Here is a 16,990-nt window from a genome sequence, read left to right on the forward strand (position 1 = left end):
CCAGCACCGTGCCTTTGGGAGAAAAGATGCCGGATTCAGATCTAAGCGACACTTTCAGAAGATACGGTCTGCTCATCCCTGTGCTTGCGGGTCTATGCCTGTTGGTTAGCCCTCAGCTCTCAGTTGCCGACGACCTTACTCCAAAAAACGAAACTTCTGACAAAACTGATATCATCGTGACGCCTCAACAAGACGGAGGTGTTCACATTGATGAAATGCGTCAGTCAAAGTGTGCCGTCATTATTGATGACTTTGATGAATACCCAAGTGCAAGCAACTGGGATATTCACCGCATGAACAGGCCAGAAAATTTCCAGATTGAAAGCGATGTGGTGCGTGATGGTGGGCATGCGCTGGCAATCACTGTGTTCGGCGATGATGAGCTGGATTCAGAAGGCAACCTGAAAAATGAACTTTGGGAGGCACGCCAAACGCGATGTAATTTTGGCGATGAAGTTTGGTACTCATTCAGCTTTAAAATTGCTGGAACCGTCTGGCCTGCTGGATCGACCCGCTGGGTCATTGGTCAATGGAAAGAAGATTCTGGCGGTAGCCCATTTCTGGCGCAACGATTTGACAACGGCGTCTTTCACATCACCGTCCAGCACAATGACATTCGCAAACTGGTTGTGCAGGCAGAAGGCAGCTATCAGCAGGACTTCAAGGGGTTCTCGCGAGAGCTTCAACAAATGCTGAGTTTGGATCGGCAAGGCTTTCGCAACAGAAATGATGCCAGCCGCACCTCAGATGAGTTTCTTGGCAGTGGCCTTTCAATTCCTGAGCTGAAAAAAGCGATTGAAACGCAGGACACCTCCAAGTTCCCATTTCTGGCGGATCCGCAAACCTACTCAGATTATCCGGGTATTCAGATTGAACTCTCAGATGATCCGGTACTGCCGGATCCAACAACCGGATGGGTGGATATGCGCTACCGTGTCAAAGGAAGCCGTGTCGGGCAGGGGATCATCGAGATTTGGGCCAACAACAGGTTTATCGCACGCGTTACTGGCTACATTGGTAACGACGAGTTTGCCGGTAAAACCCAATACTTCAAGTTCGGGCATTACCGGGATTATGATCGTGATGACTTGCAGTCAACAGTGTATCTGGACCGCTTTCGCCGCGGCCCACACCGGTCTGATGTAGATTAGAACAAGCCTTCAATCTGGCTGTTTTCATCAAGCCCAATGGTCTCTGCTGCGGGATGGCGCGGCAAGCCCGGCATCACCATAATATCGCCAGTCAGCGCCACAATAAATCCAGCCCCTGCGGAAAGTCGAACCGCACGCACATGGATGCTGTAGTCAGATGGTGCCCCAAGCAAAGCCGGATCGGTCGAGAAGGAATAAGGCGTCTTGGCCATGCAAACCGAGAGATGACCGTACCCCTGTTCCTCATAGGATTTGAGTTGATCTTTGACAGCCGGCTCGCAGGTGACTTTGGAGGCGCCGTAGACTTTTTTACAAATCCTGCGAATTTTCTTCCAAAGGGCCAGATCATCTTCATAAAGATGTTTGAAGTCTGACTGTGTCGTCTGGAGAATTTCGGAGACAGAAGTCGCCAGCTCTTCAGTGCCTGCTGAGCCATTGGCCCAATGTGTGCAGGGCACGGCCTTTACGCCAAGCTTCTCCATCCGTGACAGGATCACGTCAATTTCCTGATCTGTATCAGGGCCGTACCGGTTGATCGCCACAATCACAGGAACGCCATAGCGCTTACAGTTTTTGACGTGTCGTTCCAAATTGCTCATGCCTTTTTCAAGTGCGGGGATGTTCTCTACTGTCAGATCATTCTTGGCAACACCGCCATGCATCTTGAGTGCGCGAACCGTTGCCACAACAACAACGGCATTTGGTGTCAAACCAGCTTGACGGCATTTGATGTTGAAGAACTTTTCAGCGCCAAGGTCCGCACCAAAACCAGCTTCCGTCACCACATAATCAGAAAGACGCAGCGCGGTCTTTGTCGCAATCACTGAGTTACAGCCATGAGCGATATTGGCAAACGGACCGCCATGGATAAAGGCAGGGTTGTTCTCAAGTGTCTGAACCAGATTAGGTCGGAAGGCGTCTTTAAGCAGCGCAGTCATAGCGCCATCGGCTTTCAGATCCCGGCAATAAACCGGTGTCTTATCTTTGCGATACCCAATCAACAGGCGGCCCAAACGGTCCTGAAGGTCCTGTAGATTTTCAGCAAGGCAAAGCACGGCCATCACTTCAGAAGCCACGGTAATGTCAAAGCCAGATTCACTCGGGAACCCATTGCTTACGCCGCCAAGACCAGTGGTAACGGAGCGCAGTGAACGGTCATTGATGTCAACAACCCGGCGCCAGACAACGCGGCGTTGATCAATACTCTCCGCATTGCCCCAATAAATGTGGTTATCAATCATAGCAGACAGCAAGTTATGTGCGGTAGTGATTGCATGTAGATCACCTGTGAAATGGAGATTGATATCCTCCATGGGCACCACCTGCGCGTAACCGCCACCTGCTGCTCCACCCTTCATGCCAAAACACGGGCCTAACGAGGGTTCACGCAAGCAGATGGTTGTTTTTAGCCCGATGCGATTGAGCGCATCACCAAGGCCCACAGTTGTTGTGGTCTTACCTTCTCCCGCTGGGGTTGGGGAGACAGCTGTCACAAGTATGAGTTTGCCATATGGATTACTGCTCAGCTCAGGCATCTCATCCAGATTAGCCTTGGCTTTAAATCGGCCATAAGGTTCAAGAGCGTCCTCCGGGATCTTCAGATTTTGAGCGATGCGCGCAATGGGTTTCATGTCTGCTGCGCGGGCAATTTCAATATCTTTCATGGAAAATCTCCAGATTAGAACGTGTAATCAAATGAGCCGGAGAGAGCGTCAAAAACGCAAATCAGGCAGGAACAGCAATGTAATCTCTACGTAGAATCTCTACCGAATGCACCTGCAAAGTTCAAGATTGAGGTAGGGCACTTGAAACTAACTTAGTTAACGGTGCTCATCTGTGTTTTGCTGAGATGTGAAATATTATTGCCTGAATAGCTGTTGGTCTGTTCTAAAAATCACCAGACTGCGCTTGCGCGGCAAATCCAAGAGCAGTAGAGCTGGTTGGCTTTTATAAACAAACTGCGCCGTGCCGTAGTTTCGTCGGTTAGGTCACCCCATGTTTTTATTTGAAGTTGCCGCGCTAGGTGCCGCTGCCACCTGGGCTATTGGTGGTCTCATTTCAGCAAAACCTGCAGCACACCTTGGAGCCATTGGCTTCAACTGTGTGCGTATGTGGTTTGTTGTGGTGTTTCTGGGTATCTATGTCATTGCAACAGGCACATGGAATACGGTTGATTCAAGCCACGCCTCTCTTATCTTTCTCTCTGGCTTTGTCGGCATCTTCATGGGGGACACTTTGTTGTTCCTCACGCTAAACCGTATGGGGCCTCGCCGCACAGCCATCCTGTTTTCCATGAACGCACCCATATCAGCGCTTCTCGGTTGGTTGTTTCTGTCAGAGGAACTGTCATTTCAGGCGCTTGTTGGTATCTTATTCGTTTTAGTGGGCGTTATTCTCTCCATTGCGTTTGGAAAGCGCAAAGACCAGCTCCATAAATGGGAGGCGATTAGAGGTCCTGTTGCCATTGGTATCCTCTTTGGCACGTTGGCCGCACTTTCCCAATCAGTAGGGTCAATCATCATTCGCCCCGTTATGGAAAGTGGAGCAGATCCTGTTGCGATTTCTCTTATGCGCTGCACCATTGCAGCCTTTGGTTTGCTGGTGTTGTTTTACCTGCCGGGCCGTCCATTCAGATTGGCGAACCCAATCAACAAAGAGATCGTCGCACTGGCCTCCTTGTCCGGCATGCTGGGCATGGGGATCGGTATGACGCTGATCCTCTATGCGCTGAGCGGCGGAGAGGTTGGTATCGTGTCTACCCTGTCAGCAACCACTCCAGCGATGATGCTGCCTGTTCTGTGGTGGCAAACCAAAGAGTTTCCTGCCATTGGGGCATGGATTGGCGCACTCCTCGTCATTCTTGGCTGTGCTTTGATTTTCATGAGTTAAACAAATGAGATGGCAACGATGCTGCCTAAGCACCACAAGCAGGTGCGACCTAAAGTGGCCGCACCGCAAGATCTGGTAGCGTGGCCGCATCAGCAATTTCTGTGAGTTTAGCTGGCAATTGGTCGAATTTTATCAAGTTCCTCGCTCAGCTAGTTGACGGAAGCCCCTGAAATCTGATCAATAGCCGGGCATTTGGTATTTTTGTCGATTAGATAAAAATGAAAAGGGAACACGGTTCATTTGGAAAAGCCGTGGCTGCCCCCGCAACTGTAAGCGTAGAGTTGTTGCTCACACATGCCACTGACGCAGCTGTTTAAAGCAGTGTTGGGAAGGCGGAGCAACAGTAAGGACGCGCAAGCCAGGAGACCTGCCAGATGCAGTCACTCACCCACGGTACGGGGCGTGCTAAGGGGCGGTATTCCGTTCAGGTGACATTCACAGTGCGTCTGAGTGGTGATGAATCTGACTTTGTTTCAACGGGTTAGAACCAATTTTCTTCAAAGGCGCACAATGCAATCAACAGCATGGCATCCGACATGGATGCTGTGAATGATGGACCAAACTCGTGCGTAACACATCTTGGATCGCAGCTACCCTCAAATCCGGCGTAGCTCTCTCAGCTCTCCTCAGCTCAACTCTAATCTCCTCCGCAAACGAGACCGAGCTCGACGAAATCATCGTCATCGCCAACAGAACGGAAACCGAAGCCGGCAAAGTCGGCTCCACTACCCACGTTGTCACCGAAGAAGACCTAAAGAACGACGGCGCTACGTTTGTCTCCGAATACTTGACAAAATTGCCGGGTATCTCTTTTTCGCAAAACGGCGGAGCGGGTAAAACAAGTGCTCTGCGCATTCGTGGAATGAGTGGTTATTACACGAAGATTTTGCTGGATGGTGTCGATATTGCTGACCCGTCTGGTACGCAAGTTGAAGCTCGCCTTGAGCATGTCCTACTTAATGATGTTGAGCGTATTGAAATCTTAAAAGGCTCGCACAGTGCATTATATGGTGGCCAAGCGGTGGGGGGTGTTATCAATATCATCACCAAACGCGCTGCGCCGGGCACCGTGAAGCATAATGCGGCCATCGAGGGCGGCAGCTACGGAACCGTCAATGCTGCCTATGGATTTCAGGCGGCGACTGAAACAGCAGATATCGCAGTAAATGTGCAGCGCTACCATACTGATGGGTTTAGTGCGCAAACCCCAAAAAGTGACACAGCAGATGAAGATGGTTATGAGAACCTGACCTTTTCTGCAAAAGGTTCAGTCGATGTCACAGAGGCTCTGAACCTATATTTTGTTGCACGCGGTACGGATGGTCACAGCGAGTTTGACGGATATAATAACCCTGATGCACGTAATGAACAGGACTACCATCAGTATATGGGTAAGTTAGGTGCTAATTTTGCGTGGTTAGATGATAGGATGACAACTGACGCCTCATTCCAGATAGTCGATACAACGCGCAAGTATTACGGTGACAATCCAGGGACTTACAAAGGCGATCGCTACAAGTTTGATGTCCTCAATACCTTCGATGTAACAGACGAAATCACGCTGAACTTTGGTGGTGATTGGATGCATGAGGACTATGCAGAATACGGAAGTAGCCGGATCTTTGGGGGTTTTGTTGAAGCTATGGTCGACCCATCAGATGAGCTAAGCCTTTCTCTTTCATCACGTCTGGATCATCATTCTCGTTTCGGAACATACTGGTCTGGTCGCGCTACAACGTCCTACCGAATTATTGAGGGGACACGTTTTCGCTCAAGCATTGGCAATGGCTTCCGCGCGCCAGCTCTGAATGAGCTTTTTGGCAAATGGGGGCCCAATCCAAATCTGAAGCCGGAGACGAGCTTGAGCTTTGATGCTGGAATCGACCAGGAGTTCTTCGACGGTAAACTACGGTTTGGCGCAACCTATTTCCATATTATGACTGAAGACCTTATCGACTATGTGGGTGGTAAGTACGTACAGATCAACGGCATGTCCCGCAGCCAAGGTGCGGAGCTTTCTGCTAACTGGGATGTTCTCGATAATCTGAGCTTCAATGCTGCCTACACTTACACATGGGCTGTTGGACCAGACAAAAAACGCTTGGTGCATGTCCCTCTGCATGACGTGAATGTAGGGGCGACTTACAAGCCCGTTGATGTGCTGACCCTCAACCTCAATACCAGTTACGTCTCCGGTATCGAAGATGAGGGTGAGCTCGACGACTTCGTTCTGGTCAATGCCAAGGCTGCCTACCAGTACACCGAGAATTTAACGTTCCACGTCCGTGGTGAAAACCTGTTGGATCAGGATTATGAGCGGATCAAAGACTATCAGACACCAGGTCTTTCCGTTTACGCTGGTCTTACTGCCAGTTTCTGATTAAGTATGCCGCTCGGTGAAAGCTGAGCGGCATCTTGCAGGGGATGGCTCTGCTCGGGCTGCCTTCCAATGTCTGTACGCCTCTCAAAAGGTCGAAATGCGAAATAAGATCAAAAAGATCATGCAAATGGCGTTTCTGATGGCTCTGGCATTCAGTCCTGCCGTTGCACGCGCTGACCAGAGCGAGGCGGAGGCACCCAAGCGAGTTGTCTCCATGAACCTGTGTACCGACCAGTTTTCCATGCTGCTTGCAGGCAAAAAACAACTTGTATCAGTCTCCAAATTAGCATCTGACCCAACGCTCTCCGTCATGAGTGAAGAGGCAAAGGCCTATCCCGTCAACTTCGGCGGGGCAGAAGAAATCTATCTGATGAACCCTGATCTGGTGATCGCAGGGACATACACAAACCAAACCACAGTGCAGATGCTGCGTGGTCTCGGGATAACGGTGGTTCAGGTGCCACCCGTTCGCACCATCTCAGACATCGCCAAAGAGCTACGACGTCTCGGTAAGATATTGGGACGTGAACAACAAGCTGAGGCACTCGCACAGCAGTTCACCTCTGAAATCCAGCAGTTTATCGATACTCAGCCAGCAGAACGAGCGCGGGCAGGGGTCTACTACGCCAATGGGTACACAGCGGGAGATGGTAGCCTCGTCAATGAGTTGATCACAACGGCAGGCCTGCAGAATATTGCCAATAATCTGGGCTTGAAGGGCACGAGCAAGCTGCCTTTGGAGCTGCTGATCCTCGAAGACCCACAGTTGCTTGTTGAGGGCACTCAGTTCTCAGATAAACCAGCACTGGCTTTTGAACTCCTCGCTCACCCGGCATTGAAGCGAACACTCGGCAACAGTGGCCGCGTCATGGTTGAAGACAAATACACCATTTGTGGTCTGCCGTTTGTGACGCAAGCTATTGGTAAACTGGCCAACCAAGCCACCAAACTAGGAGCGCAAACCGAATGACAAAGCATCCGGATGCTCCATTGATTATGGCACTATGCCTGATCGCTACTGCCTTGTTTGTTACCTCGCTCATGATCGGCGCTGCTGATTTGACATTCATGCAGTTGATTAAAGCAGCATTTGCTGCAGAAAAAACGCCAGTTTCCATCGTCTTCTGGGAAATCCGCGTCCCACGCGCCCTGCTGGGCTTAATCACGGGTGCAACGCTTGGCCTATCCGGTGCGGTATTGCAGGGCCTCCTGCGCAATCCCTTGGCGGAGCCCGGCCTGATCGGCGTCAGCTCCTCCGCAAGTCTGGGTGCCGTCATCGCAATTTACACCGGCCTGACAATCACCATGCCTTTCGCGCTGCCAGCGTTTGCATTGCTCGGCGCAGCGATTGCAGCAGTTTTGTTGCCCATGCTGGCAGGTGGTAGAGGCCAGACGCTGACACTGATCCTTGCAGGCGTAGCGATCTCAAGCATCGCGACCGCACTCACCTCATTGGCGCTCAATCTGTCGCCAAACCCGTTCGCTGCCATGGAAATCGTCTTTTGGATGCTCGGCTCGCTGAACGACAGGTCCATGCAACATTTGTATATCATTGCACCGTTCATTCTTATCGGCTGGAGCCTTCTGCTCATCACGGGCAAAGGCCTCAATGCATTGTCTTTGGGTGAGGAAACCGCTCATACCATGGGCGTATCACTGCCACGTCTGCGGTTTTGCGCCATTGTGGGAACTGCAGCCAGTGTGGGTGCCGTGACAGCCGTGACGGGCACAATTGGGTTCATCGGCCTCATCGTGCCTCATCTGCTGCGCAAAATGGTAGGCGGAGAGCCACAGCGTCTTCTGCTACCAAGTGCCATTGCCGGGGCTTGCTTGCTCACGCTTGCTGATATCACTGTGAAGCTGTTTGGCCCACAATCAAACCTCAAGCTCGGAGTGCTGACGGCAATTGTCGGCGCGCCATTCTTTCTTTGGCTGATTATCAAACAACGCAGGGCTTTGATCTGATGTTACTTCAACTCAAAGACCTTTCCGTCAACTACGGCCCCAGGAATATCCTGTCCTCAATCAATCTGGAGATTGGTAAAGGCGAGATCGTTGGCTTGATCGGCCCCAACGGCTCAGGCAAATCCACACTGATGAAAGCTATGGTCGGATTAATCCCGTCTCATGGAAACATCAGGTACGACAACCAGCCACTCAAAAGCATCTCTGCCAAGCAACTCTCCAAGCATGTTGCTTACATGGCGCAGGAACGTGATGTGGCTTGGGATTTGTCTGTAGAACGCATTCTGGCTTTGGGCTGTGAAGCAATCGGGGGCTCCGTGCGGATGCCCAAGCACAAGGCGGAACTGGAAGAAACGATTGCAAGTTTGGGGCTGGAAACAATCAGAAAAGCCTCAATCCTACAGGTGTCTGGTGGAGAGAAGGCGCGTGCTTTGCTCGGTAGGGCATTGATGCAAAAAACACCATTGATCATTGCGGATGAGCCTACGGCAGGACTTGATCCGGAACACCAGTTGGAGCTGCAGGAGATTTTTCAAAAGCTACAACAACAAGGCACATCAATGCTTGTCAGCCTGCATGACTGGACATACGCTGCCCGCCTGTGCACGCGGATCGCGATGTTAAAAGAAGGCAAGCTGGTTGCGTATGGTACGCCGGAAGAGGTGCTGACCGAAGAGCGCGTGCAGGATGTCTACCGCGTCAAAGCCCATATTCTACAAACGGAGCAGGGGCCTGTAATCACGCCCACAACCCGTCTGTAAGAAGCTCTTCGATTATTCCGGAGCAAGGCTTTTGCGGAACATGCGATCAAGGTACGCAGCCGCCTCTTTAAAGCGGTCTTTAGACTTATCTGCCGGAAGCAACGTTTGTACTTGGCTGTCAAAGTCAGCGTAATGCTGGGTGGTAGACCAGATTGAAAACAGCAAATGGTAAGGGTCTGTGTCGGCTACCTTGCCCTCATTCATCCAGCCTTGAATAACAATTGTCTTCTCATCCACCAGTGACTTCAAAGGCCCCGCAATCAGAGATTTGATTCTTGGTGCGCCCTGCAAGATCTCGTTGGCAAACAGGCGGCTTTCCCTAGGGTAATCCCGCGCCATCTCTAATTTGCGGCGTACATACGCGCAAATTTCTTCAATGGGCTCACCTTCAGGATTGAGCTGATGCAGAGGATCAAGCCAAATGTACAGCAACCGTTCAATCAGCTCTGCATGAATGGCATCTTTGCTGTCGTAATAATAAAAAAGGTTCGGCTTGGACAAACCAGCTTGCTGAGCGACCTGATCGATCGTAGATCCACGAAATCCATAGGTTGAGAACACATCCAGCGCAGCTGCGAGGATCTTCTCAGTCTTCTCGATCTGAATTCGTGTTTTGCCTTTTGCTTCAGAAGCCTTAGCCATACTCTTTTCCAAATTGCTTAAGCACCGAACCTAGAAATACTCGTTCGGTATATGAGTAGGTTAGCACCTACGAAAACACAGTGCTCATATCAAGCTAAACACTAGTAGAAAAGTCGTGATGAGGCAGCTCACCCAATAATTGTTGTTTTTCTGCAATAAAACGTATCCCTGAAAAGTGGTTCCGGTTTTCAGACAAAAATACGCGTAAAAATAAAGAGTTAGAGCTTGATGCGTGAATGCACATGAACACAGCATGCTCTAATAAGAGAAAAGGCCGGGCTCATATGGAACCCGGCCCGTGTTTGCTTAGCTGACAGCTTCCGGTGTTTTTGCATTGTTCGCGTTAAATGCCGGAATGATCTTTTCGCCGTAATCTGCGATGATCTTCTCTTCGTCACCACTGTCCAGATAGATGTTGAACTGAGTGATGCCCGCATCTTTCAGCTTGTTTAGCTTTTCAATGTGGTTTTCAGGTGGGCCGAGAACTGCAAAGCTTTCAACGATATCATCGGTAATGAAGTCGAGGAACGGATTGTCGCTCTGACCGTGCTTGGAATAGTCATAACCACGACGGTTCTCAATGTAAGACGTCAGGGATGCAGGCACCTGATCGGTGTTTGATCCATACTTCTCAACGATATCCGCCACGTGGTTGCCTACCATAGCAGGGAACCATTTGGTCTTCTCAATGCCTTCTTCCAGTGTGCCTGTATGAGCAGGAGCAGCTGCCATAATGCCGAAGTTGCTCATGTCACGGCCAGCTTCTTCACCAGCTGCAACTGCCTGATCGCCAAGCCATTTACAAATGCCAGGCTCCGCAATCTGAAGAATAAGGCCATCGCCTACGCGGCCAGCAGAGCTCAACGCTTTTGGCCCATAAGCCGCAACCCAGACAGGGAGCTCATAACCATCCGCCCATGGGAACTTCACTGGCTCAGGGCATTCACCGTACTGCGCTTCTTCACCACGGATCAGAGCTTTAACAGTGTGAGTGAATTCTTCCAGACGCTTCAGCGGGGCTGGCTTTTTGCCCATTACGCGCACAGCACTGTCGCCGCGGCCCAGACCAATATCAAAACGACCGCCGGACTGTTTGGCAAGCGAACCAAACAAGCTGGCTGCATGAGACCAGTCACGGGTGTTTGGGTTGGTCACGCATGGTCCAAAACGCATGTTTTTGGTGTGTTCCATGCACATTGCCATAGCCACGAAGCTCTCACGCCACAAAATGTGACTGTCATAGAACCAGCAATATTTGAAACCAGCATTTTCAGCCTGACGAACCAGTGCCTTAGCGCGCTCTGGTTCTACAAACCCTTTAAAGCAAATACCAAAGTCCATGTGTGTCTCCTTCACAAATAGTAAGGTGTTGTTCAAAACGTACCCTCGAAAAACGGCAGTTGGTTTTCGAAGAAGGATACGCCCGAAAAAGTCTTAGTGATCCGGTGCCCAGATGCGGATTCCCGCATGTGTAAACGGCACAGCTTTTGAAATGTTCTGACGAATGAGGATCGGGGTAATCGCCTCAATACAGCGTGCTGCTTTTGCATTGCCGCTATTGTAGGTTTTCACATCGAGCTTGTTGACCAGCTCCATCACCACCTTGCGGGCAGCAAGGTTGTCACCGCACACGAGGATGTCGCAGTTGATCGGCCAATCCAGATTGTTCAAAGTCGTGGCCGAAACATTGTGCAATGCGCCCACAACAGGAATGTCTGGCCCAAGCAATGCTTGTGCAGCCTCAGTAGCAGAGCCTTCTGGCGGCATTTCGACGGTCTTCGGGTCACCTGGGGCAAGCGGAACAACAATGTCGATCAGGATTTTGCCAACAAGGTGCAGTTTCAGGGCGTTTAACGTTGCGTCGTGCGCTGCATAAGGCACAGCAAGCATAACGCACTCGCCAGCCGCTGCCACCGCATCCTCGTTACCCATACCGTTGATCTGCGCAGAATCTTCTGGGAGCTTGCTCATCAACTCCTCGGCAATTTCCTTGCCGCGAACTGCATCACGAGAGCCAAGCGCAACGGGAACGCCCGCACGTGCAAACCTGAGTGCAAGCCCCTGACCCTGTGGCCCGGTTCCTCCGATAATTGCTAATGTCATCGGAACATGTCCTCCTTCTTAGATCTTATTAAATCCTGTGCCGAACTCGCTTCCTGCGTCCAGTTCAGTCCGCGAAACAGCACAACAGGTGTCTGGCCTGCTTTGCTGATCACCAGACCGGAAGCCGCGGCCAACTCATCTGCAAAGGCGGGTTCGGTCACACTGAGCAAGCGCCCATGTGCATCCGAGTTGCCTTGTTCTTTGATTGTTGCCGGAACACCGGCAAGGCCCACAGCCACGTTCACCTGACCAAGTCGCCAGGGCCGTCCAAAAGTGTCTGTAATGGCAAAGCCGATTTCGGCGTTAAAGCGTTTGGAAAGGGCTTCCTGCATGCGGGTAGCGCTGGCATCCGGGTCTTCTGGCAGCAAAATGAGCGTTTCATCTGTGCTACTGTTGGATTCATCGACTGCCGCATTGGCAGAAATGAATCCCAGACGGTGCTCACAGATCATCGTCCCTTCATTTTGTGTCGGACGCTTAAAATGACGAACCACGCGAGTACTTTCCTGCAGGATAATCTCTACCTTGCGCGGGTCTTTGTTCAGCTCTTCCGCATAGGTCTTAGCGTCTTGAGAAGGAGTGACATCTGACAGTCTCACAATGCGGCCTTCCGCCTTGGAGAAGATCTTATGCGCAGATGTCAGGACGTCTCCGTCTTGCAAAGAAAGCCCAGTTGCCTCAATGGCATCGCCCAAAATAGCAGCGAGATCATCGCCGGGATTGATCTCTGGAATGTTCGGTATCGCATGTAGGGAAAGTGTATGCATCAAACAGCTCTCCGATCGGAACGTTTTGCACGGAGCCGGGGCTGATGTGCGCTCAAATCTTCCATATAGTCGATATCTCTGGAAAAGGAGGAGGACGGAACGATCACGCAGTTCAAACCACGCTCTGCCGCTTGGGCCTGATGCTTCAGAAAGGATGAACTGCCATAGGTGAACGAAATGGCATCCGGCGGCGTCACAATCAGCACATTGGTGCCGTAGTCATGTGCCGGGCACAAAACCAGTGAATTCGGCGAACCAACAAGTCCCAGAAGCCGCTCAAACTCACCAAAGTCAGGAGCTGCGATATCGGCAGGTAAAACGCATAGTGTCTCGTAATCATGCGCTTTTGCCCAAAGAGCAGCAGTGGTCAGTGCACAGTTCAGTCCATCTTCCTGTCCCTCTAAGATCAAGTGAAGGCGATGATCAGTCACGGCTTTTGCGATATCCGCTGAACTTGTGACCACTGCAATCTCAAAGGGCGTGCTGCTGCGTGCCTGGGTGTCCTGCAGGAAGGCAACGGTCTGCGCAAATAAGTTCGCAGCCACGATGGCCCGTTCATTGGCATCAAGATCCGGTCCGAGACGCGACTTGGCTCTCGCAAAATCCTTTACCGGAACAACAACAAGCGTTTTAACTGCGGTTTCCTTCATGCGCTCAGCTCCCGAGCCTCTGATGACTTTCCGCTGCCAACATCGGAAAGGGCAAGAAGCGACGCCGCCAGCTGTACTTTGTCATCGCGGGTCTTCATAAGGATCGTGTCCGTGAAGGTGCGCAGACCAAGGTCATTGATGGCAGTCACATGCTGCTCATCTGCGTGGTCAATCACAAAGCAATCCAGAAAATCCGCATAAATCTGCGCCACGCCAAAGGCTGATGCTTCATAGCCAAGAGAAGCCAGCATCCGGTCCGCAGGGCCTTTCACGACACCGCCATTGATGATCGGCGAAACTCCAACCTTTGGAGCCTTGGAGGCCTTCACCGTTTCCAGAATACCGGAAATTTTCAGGATTGGCAGAATGCTCACGAGGGGGTTGCTTGGTGCAACCACAATCAAGTCTGCCTCAGCAAGTGCGCTCAAGGCTTCCTCAGTGGCATGCGCGTCCTCGATATGATCGTAATGCAGCTCCCGAACCTCAGGCGCACAGCGCTCTTTGACGAAGTATTCCTGAAAGCTCAGCCAACCTGCCTCCGTTCTCACACGCGTTTGAACCGTATCGTCCGTTGGCAAAATTATCTCGCACTCAAGGCCAAAGCTCTTGGCGATATCACGTGCAATATGCGTTGGGCGATCTCCCTGACGGCGTCGGTGTGTGCGGTAGATGTGTAGACCAAAATCACGGTCTCCAAGTGACATCCATGTATCGTCACCCAGTTTAGAGAGCGTGTCTAACGCGCGGTGGCCTTCATCCGCCACACCCCAACCTTGTTGGCGATCAATCACATCGGCAAGCGTGTAGGTGAGGGTATCAATGTCCGGCGAAATCCAAAGGCCGTGGAAAGCTTCGTCATCTGCAATGTTGCCGATGATGGAAAGCTCTACGTTCTCCAGATGATACAGGCCTTCCGCCATTTTGGCGCCGCCAACCCCTCCGGCAATCAAAGTGACTTTGATAGGCGTGTTTGAGCTCATCCAGCACCTCCAGCCGCTTGTACAGGCGCACCATCAGCCTCAGTCAGGAAGTTCAGCAGCCCGGAATGTGCGCGGGCAACCAATGGCGCCTGTTGTTCTGGCAATCCATCGGCAAAATCATTGATCACGCCATAAATGGTGTTGCGCTGAACAGGCTCTCTGCCTGCTTCCTGAATGACTTGGCACATCTCATAGGCTGTGATTTCCTGCCCATGAGCCGCCCCAGCAGAGCGGGAGATGCTCTCATTCATCAAAGTGCCGCCCAGATCATTCACGCCGCATTGTAAAAGATCAGAGGCAAACTCAGCACCAAGCTTAGTCCAGGAAACCTGAATGTTGTCGATCCAGCCATGCAGCATAATCCGCGAAACTGCATGCATCTTGCGTACTTCCAAATCAGTCGGACCAGGGCGCACGTTTTTCGGATCCGCCGTATAAAGTGGGCTCTCGGAGTGAACGAAGCTCAGGGGCACCAGTTCGGTGAAGCCTCCGGTTTCCTTTTGAATATCGCGCAGCAAGGCGATGTGAGCCGCCCAATGCTCCGGTCCATCAATATGGCCGTACATAATCGTTGCGGTGGTCGAAATTCCAATCTCGTGGGCCGCTTTGATGATCTCCACCCACTTCTCGGTGCTCAATTTGTTACGGGTCAGCTGCTGGCGAATATCTGTGTCCAGAATTTCCGCCGCTGTACCGGGCAGGGAACCCAGCCCGCAATCCTTCAGGTCCTGAAGAAAGTCCGTGTAAGACTGCTTGGTCTTGGCCGCACCATACCAAACCTCAAACGGCGAAAACGCATGGATGTGCATGTCCGGCAGCGCTTTTTTGATTGCCAGCACGAGCTCACGATAATAAGTGCCTTCCATTTTCGGGTGCAGTCCACCCTGAATGCAGACCTCAGTCGCTCCGCGGTCCCAAGCTTCCTGCGCCCGTGCCACAACTTGCTCAGGCACCAGCCATTCGGCGCCAGGGTCTTCGGTTCGCTTGGCAAATCCACAAAACTTGCAGCCCATGTAGCAGACATTGGTGAAGTTGATGTTCCGGTTAACTACAAAGCCCACCCGATCACCATTGCACCGCTGACGAAGCGTATCCGCCACATAGGCAATAGCTGGAAATTCTTCTGCTGAGGCACGGAACAGGCATTCGCCTTCAGCTTGAGAAACCTCATTACCAGCCAGCGCCTTGCTCAAAATATCACGAACGGGAGCGCTAACACTGCGAAACTCTGGCGTATCACCGGCGCGCTGCGGGAAATTGTGAAGGGTCATAGGGTGCCTCCTGACTGAAGCGAGGCAGAGGAACCCATCTGTTCCCAAAGCCCTTGTGATTTTGAAAGCACAGCAGGGTCAACAAACTCGGTTTTATCGCGCAGATAACTCGGATAAACGGTCAGGCGCTCTTCCAGCTTCTGCCCTGCCAGCTGAGTAGATTGTGCAAGCTCATCAATCACTGGCCAGCGGTGCTGTGGGTTGATGAAATCAATGGTAACCGGCGAAATGCCGCCCCAGTCGTTGATACCCGCACTCAGGTATTCCATATGTCGCTCACTCAGATTTGGCGGTGCCTGAAGACTGATTTTTGGTGAAAGGATCAACCGGGCCACGGCCAGCGTGCGCAGCATGTCATCCAGCGAAGGTTCCGGATGGTTTTCCATTCCGATCCCTGGCTTGCGCTGGAAATTCTGGATAATCACTTCCTGGATATGGCCGTGCCGAGCATGGCTTTCATTGATAGCCTCGAGTGCTTCAATGCGCTCTTCCCACGTCTCGCCAATGCCGATCAGCAGTCCGGTGGTAAACGGGATCTTCTTTTGTCCAGCACGTTCCAAAGTCCGCAGGCGCTGGACAGGAGCCTTATCCGGACAGCCGTAATGCGGTTGGCCTTCTTTCATCAATCGACGACTGGTTGTCTCCAGCATCATGCCCATAGAGGCGGCAAAGGGGCGAAGCTGATCAATCTCTTCATCGCTCAGCGTACCCGCATTCACGTGGGGCAGGAGAGTTGTTTCCCCCAGCACCATCTCACAGGCATCCGCCAGATAGCTTACCATGGAACTGTAGCCAAGCGTTGCCAGAGCCGCTTTCGCCTGCTCGTAGCGCAGTTCGGGCTTCTCACCCAGACTGAACAGCAGTTCCTTACATCCGGTCTCTTCACCCTGACGCGCCGTACGCATCACTTGCTCCGGTGTCATGATGTTGGCTTCGGGCGAGCTGGGGTGTTTGACAAATGTGCAATACGTACATGTATCCCTGCACATGTTTGTCAGTGGTGCAAAAACTTTACGGGAGTAGGTGACAGTGTTGCCCCAATACTGAAGCTTTACTGTAGCAGCCTGTTGCATCAGATCCCGAAGATCTGAGCCTTGCACTTCCCCCAGGTATCGCGCTTGGTCAGCAGTCAACATAATTTTTTACCTCTCGGTCAAAAAATATCGGCAACTACCAGTTAGTCAAGCAAGAATTATCTCTAAGGCAGAATATCTGTTTTGCAATGCAAATATAACCTGTCCTCCAAAATATAAATTTGGAGTGATGCAGAGCTTTTTGGGTAAGTTTGCAGTGCAGCATTAGAGGTCTCTAAGTTAGTTTTTTCTTGTTAAAGCTTATCTTGGCAGAATAGATAGTGAACTTTACTCGCATATTTATCCGCTGAGGCTTTGTCTGTTCTATTTGTTACACTTTTATAATTAGGTGCGAAAA

General features: G+C 51.5%; 15 protein-coding genes and 1 riboswitch. Of the genes, 6 read left to right on the forward strand and 9 right to left on the reverse strand.

Translation table 11 applies throughout. From position 1 onward, the window contains the following. The first annotated feature begins 26 nt into the window (after positions 1–26). Positions 27–1,151 carry a heparin lyase I family protein gene (locus PsWM33_RS06140; RefSeq protein ID WP_063296568.1) on the forward strand — a complete coding sequence of 375 codons (1,125 nt, stop codon included), beginning with the start codon at positions 27–29 and terminating at the stop codon, positions 1,149–1,151. On the opposite strand, the gene PsWM33_RS06145 is transcribed toward PsWM33_RS06140, so the two are convergent. Then, positions 1,148–2,815 carry a formate--tetrahydrofolate ligase gene (locus PsWM33_RS06145; RefSeq protein ID WP_063299571.1) on the reverse strand — a complete coding sequence of 556 codons (1,668 nt, stop codon included), beginning with the start codon at positions 2,813–2,815 and terminating at the stop codon, positions 1,148–1,150. The genes PsWM33_RS06140 and PsWM33_RS06145 overlap by 4 nt on opposite strands. A gap of 331 nt (positions 2,816–3,146) precedes the next feature. On the opposite strand from PsWM33_RS06145, the gene PsWM33_RS06150 reads away from it, so the two are divergent. The 5 genes from PsWM33_RS06150 (at position 3,147) to PsWM33_RS06170 (ending at position 9,146) form a co-directional block, all read left to right on the forward strand. Beyond that, the gene (locus PsWM33_RS06150) at positions 3,147–4,040 is read left to right on the forward strand and encodes a DMT family transporter (RefSeq protein WP_063291889.1); all 894 of its coding nucleotides are present in this window, start codon (positions 3,147–3,149) and stop codon (positions 4,038–4,040) included. Between the two features lie 176 nt (positions 4,041–4,216). Next, a riboswitch (cobalamin riboswitch) is annotated at positions 4,217–4,429 on the forward strand. A gap of 176 nt (positions 4,430–4,605) precedes the next feature. After that, positions 4,606–6,420 carry a TonB-dependent receptor plug domain-containing protein gene (locus PsWM33_RS06155; RefSeq protein WP_063299572.1) on the forward strand — a complete coding sequence of 605 codons (1,815 nt, stop codon included), beginning with the start codon at positions 4,606–4,608 and terminating at the stop codon, positions 6,418–6,420. 97 nt (positions 6,421–6,517) lie between these two features. Then, positions 6,518–7,390: an ABC transporter substrate-binding protein gene (locus PsWM33_RS06160; protein WP_063299573.1), complete on the forward strand. Its 873-nt coding sequence runs from the start codon at positions 6,518–6,520 to the stop codon at positions 7,388–7,390. Next, the gene (locus tag PsWM33_RS06165; RefSeq protein ID WP_063299574.1) at positions 7,387–8,385 is read left to right on the forward strand and encodes a FecCD family ABC transporter permease; all 999 of its coding nucleotides are present in this window, start codon (positions 7,387–7,389) and stop codon (positions 8,383–8,385) included. Before PsWM33_RS06160 ends, PsWM33_RS06165 begins: the two co-directional genes overlap by 4 nt. Beyond that, positions 8,385–9,146: an ABC transporter ATP-binding protein gene (locus PsWM33_RS06170; protein ID WP_063299575.1), complete on the forward strand. Its 762-nt coding sequence runs from the start codon at positions 8,385–8,387 to the stop codon at positions 9,144–9,146. The genes PsWM33_RS06165 and PsWM33_RS06170 overlap by 1 nt, the downstream gene beginning before the upstream one ends. Positions 9,147–9,158: 12 nt before the next feature. On the opposite strand, the gene PsWM33_RS06175 is transcribed toward PsWM33_RS06170, so the two are convergent. The 8 genes from PsWM33_RS06175 to cofG form a co-directional block, all read right to left on the reverse strand. Then, on the reverse strand, positions 9,159–9,788 hold the full coding sequence (locus PsWM33_RS06175; RefSeq protein WP_063299576.1) for a TetR family transcriptional regulator C-terminal domain-containing protein: 630 nt from the start codon (positions 9,786–9,788) through the stop codon (positions 9,159–9,161). A gap of 306 nt (positions 9,789–10,094) precedes the next feature. Continuing rightward, the gene (locus PsWM33_RS06180; RefSeq protein ID WP_063299577.1) at positions 10,095–11,129 is read right to left on the reverse strand and encodes a TIGR03842 family LLM class F420-dependent oxidoreductase; all 1,035 of its coding nucleotides are present in this window, start codon (positions 11,127–11,129) and stop codon (positions 10,095–10,097) included. Positions 11,130–11,222: 93 nt separating this feature from the next. After that, entirely contained in the window at positions 11,223–11,891 is a 669-nt protein-coding gene (gene npdG, locus PsWM33_RS06185) for an NADPH-dependent F420 reductase (protein WP_063299578.1), read from the reverse strand. Further along, positions 11,888–12,658, reverse strand: a complete 771-nt coding sequence (gene cofE / locus PsWM33_RS06190) for a coenzyme F420-0:L-glutamate ligase (RefSeq protein ID WP_063299579.1) — start codon at positions 12,656–12,658, stop codon at positions 11,888–11,890. Before cofE ends, npdG begins: the two co-directional genes overlap by 4 nt. Then, positions 12,658–13,308 (reverse strand): 2-phospho-L-lactate guanylyltransferase, encoded by a 651-nt coding sequence (gene cofC, locus PsWM33_RS06195; protein ID WP_063299580.1) that lies wholly within the window; start codon positions 13,306–13,308, stop codon positions 12,658–12,660. The genes cofE and cofC overlap by 1 nt, the downstream gene beginning before the upstream one ends. After that, complete coding sequence (gene cofD, locus PsWM33_RS06200; protein ID WP_063299581.1) at positions 13,305–14,288, reverse strand: 2-phospho-L-lactate transferase; 984 nt, start codon at positions 14,286–14,288, stop codon at positions 13,305–13,307. Before cofD ends, cofC begins: the two co-directional genes overlap by 4 nt. After that, positions 14,285–15,559 carry a 5-amino-6-(D-ribitylamino)uracil--L-tyrosine 4-hydroxyphenyl transferase CofH gene (cofH, locus tag PsWM33_RS06205; RefSeq protein WP_063299582.1) on the reverse strand — a complete coding sequence of 425 codons (1,275 nt, stop codon included), beginning with the start codon at positions 15,557–15,559 and terminating at the stop codon, positions 14,285–14,287. The genes cofD and cofH overlap by 4 nt, the downstream gene beginning before the upstream one ends. After that, entirely contained in the window at positions 15,556–16,695 is a 1,140-nt protein-coding gene (cofG, locus tag PsWM33_RS06210) for a 7,8-didemethyl-8-hydroxy-5-deazariboflavin synthase CofG (RefSeq protein WP_193758292.1), read from the reverse strand. The genes cofH and cofG overlap by 4 nt, the downstream gene beginning before the upstream one ends. Between the last annotated feature and the right edge of the window lie 295 nt (positions 16,696–16,990).

This window comes from Pseudovibrio sp. WM33 (assembly GCF_001623165.1).
Taxonomy (GTDB): Bacteria; Pseudomonadota; Alphaproteobacteria; order Rhizobiales; family Stappiaceae; genus Pseudovibrio.